2 protein-coding genes and 1 pseudogene are annotated in these 2,128 nt (G+C 65.8%); all 3 read left to right on the forward strand.

Annotated elements, in window-relative coordinates; genetic code table 11:
• Positions 1–601: 601 nt before the first annotated feature.
• Entirely contained in the window at positions 602–883 is a 282-nt protein-coding gene (locus GJ632_RS21090) for a hypothetical protein (protein WP_191453948.1), read from the forward strand.
• Positions 884–1,054: 171 nt separating this feature from the next.
• Positions 1,055–1,291 (forward strand): hypothetical protein, encoded by a 237-nt coding sequence (locus tag GJ632_RS21095; RefSeq protein ID WP_191453949.1) that lies wholly within the window; start codon positions 1,055–1,057, stop codon positions 1,289–1,291.
• 249 nt (positions 1,292–1,540) lie between these two features.
• A pseudogene (locus GJ632_RS21100) lies at positions 1,541–2,128 on the forward strand (hypothetical protein); the annotation flags it as partial.

Raw genomic sequence — 2,128 nt, forward strand, 5'->3', positions numbered from 1 at the left:
GAACACACACGACGACGCGACGAGGTGACGCGCGGTGACGACCGGTACGACCCCGACGAACTCCGACAAGGACGACGCGTTCGACTCGCGAGACCGGAACGGCGACGACACCTCCTCAGAGTCTCTCTGAAGAGGGGGCGAACGCCGCTCGGAGACTCGTGGACGCCATCGTCACCGAGGTGCACGCCGACCCGTCGGACGACGCGCCGGCCTCCCCCACGAGAGCGTCCGTATCTCGCTTCTCCACACCGACCTCCCCAAACTCGTCGCCGAAGACGTGGTCGTCTACGACGAGAGCGACGGCGCCGTCGCGCCGGGCGAGAACATCGACGACCTGGACCCACTCGTTTGACGAAAACTCTCTGCGCTAGGAGCGCTTGGGGAGTTCTCGATGAGTCTCCGAATCGGCAGTGAATACCTTCCACCGACCAGAACTGGACGATATCTACCTACGAACCCCGGATCGTATCCGTACTGGCGGTTCTCCGTATTCACGATGGCAGTTCCTCAGATTGTCAGCGAGAGCGATCTCCCCGCCACAAGTGACAATTGAGCTAAATTACTTGCCGTTCAAACCCGAGAGCCGGGGCAGGGGACGTAAATGACTGACAATACCACACATGGGAAGCCGACGCGACGACTCAGTCGTCGAACCGTTCTGCGGGCGACGGCCGCATCGGGAATCGGGACGCTCGCGCTCTCGTCGACGGCGAGCGCAGAGGGGGCGAAACTCGCGCAGGTCAACTTCTGCGGCTGTAGCGAGGTGTGCGTCGTCCGCGAGAACGACAACGGTGACGAGTCGTTCGGGAACAACGAGGACGACGAGGCCGACAGCATGGGTCCGATAACGGTCATCCGGGCCCGGGAAACCGGCGACGGATAGGAGTTCGACAACGTCATCTACTCGACGACGGGATACTTCTGTGACGACAGCGGCGAGGACGGCTGGAAGATTATCGGCGTCTACACCGGCAGTGAGGCGCCGTTCCCCTCGAATCCGACCTGTTTCGTCTGCAATCCGAACCAGTGCGCTCGGAAGGCGCTCGACGCCTACTTGGAGGAGGCACTGGCTATCTGCGTGAACGGCGACCCGGCGTCGTTCGGGCGGTTCAGCCACTCCTGTAACGGAAAGACGTACCGGTTCCACGTCGTTCGCGGACGCTGCGGTACCCCGGGGAAGGACCCCAAAGGCCGGAAGAAGTCAGCGGACGAGGATCAGAATGGCGATACTGACAACGGCAATCGGGGCGGCCGAAAACGAGGCAAGAACCGCGGCCGCGGCAACTCGTGACGAAGCGACCGACGGAACCGGCCGGTAAACCCGACGTCGTCGGCTAGGACTGCGCTGCCTCACCTTTCCTGTTCGTTCGTACCGAACGATATAGGTCCCGCCCTTCTGCGCGGAGACGCCCTCTCGTTCACGAACTCGGTCGGGGCGATTGAGACCACGCTCGATGGGAATGACGGACCGAGTTTCCCGAGATTATGTATAGATTCTGAACAAGGTACATCCCCATTCAGCCCCGACTACAGACAACAGATGTCTTCGATACAGCCCGCACGGCAACTGCGGCGGACCGCTCTCGTCGCACTCCTCGCAGGCGTCGCCGCCGTCGCCGGGTCGTACGCGACGGCCGGGTTCACCCCCGCGTTCGTCGTCGCGCCCGTCGAGGCGTTCCTGACGCGGACGGTCCCCGACGCGGTACTCCGGTTCGCCGTCACCACTCTCGGGACGTTCGCCGGCATCGACCACTTCGGCCAGTTGCTCAACCTCGCGCTGGCCGTCGGTCTCGCGACGGCGACGCTCTCGGCCGTCTCGTTCGCCGCCCTCGTCGCGGCCCGTCGGTTCGGCGGCCGGTCCGCGTCCGCCCGACTCGCGTCGGTGGGTCTGGTCGGCGCAGCCACGTGGGCGACCACGGCCCTGCTCACGGGTCGCCCGACGCTCTCGCTCGGGGCGGGTCTCGGCGGGCCGCCGTCGTCGCCGTGGCGGAACTCGCCGCCGCGACGGGCGGGTCGGTCGCCGGTGCCGACTCGACGGCGGCCGACCGGCGGCGTCTGCTCGGCGGCGTGGCGACGACGTCGGCGTGGGCGCGTCGCTACCTGCTCGGGTCGTCGCGGACTCCGGCCG

This window comes from Halogeometricum sp. CBA1124 (genome assembly GCF_009741955.1).
Taxonomy (GTDB): domain Archaea; phylum Halobacteriota; class Halobacteria; order Halobacteriales; family Haloferacaceae; genus Halogeometricum; species Halogeometricum rufum.